Source organism: Acinetobacter sp. RF14B (assembly GCF_006864105.1).
Taxonomy (GTDB): Bacteria; Pseudomonadota; Gammaproteobacteria; order Pseudomonadales; family Moraxellaceae; genus Acinetobacter; species Acinetobacter lwoffii_C.
Map to the genome: position 1 here is coordinate 1 of NZ_SMTB01000232.1, position 532 is coordinate 532.

Annotated in this window: 1 protein-coding gene; it reads left to right on the forward strand. The window is 46.2% G+C overall.

All coding sequences use genetic code 11. The features are described 5' to 3' along the window. Positions 1-274: 274 nt before the first annotated feature. Positions 275-532: EamA family transporter (locus E2K52_RS14685; protein WP_151205714.1), on the forward strand; the 258-nt coding region annotated here is incomplete at its 3' end.

Here is a 532-nt window from a genome sequence, read left to right on the forward strand (position 1 = left end):
AGCGTAGCGCCGCGTCCGATGGTTAATAACAACGACGAGGCAAGAAGGGCGCTGGTAGAGCGTCGTAGGGATAAGTTCATTTGTCTGTCCGGCAGTGCGTTTCGTTATGTTTTGTTTTAGAGATGTAAAGAAATAGCATGGCAAAAATCCGAAGTATAGCGACTTATTTGCGCATTAATGCCGTCGTAACCGGCGACTAACGAATCAACTGTTAAAGAAAAGTAAATTCAGCTAAGTTGATTGCTTACAAAAGATGAAATTCAGAGGCGGTAGAATGTCGCGAAAAGATGGGGTGTTGGCGCTACTGGTAGTGGTCGTATGGGGGCTAAATTTTGTGGTCATCAAAGTGGGGCTTCATAACATGCCACCGCTGATGCTGGCCGGTTTGCGCTTTATGCTGGTCGCTTTTCCGGCCATCTTTTTTGTTGCACGACCGAAAGTACCACTGAATTTGCTCTTGGGGTATGGATTAACCATCAGTTTTGCGCAGTTTGCCTTTCTGTTCTGCGCCATTAACTTTGGTATGCCTGCT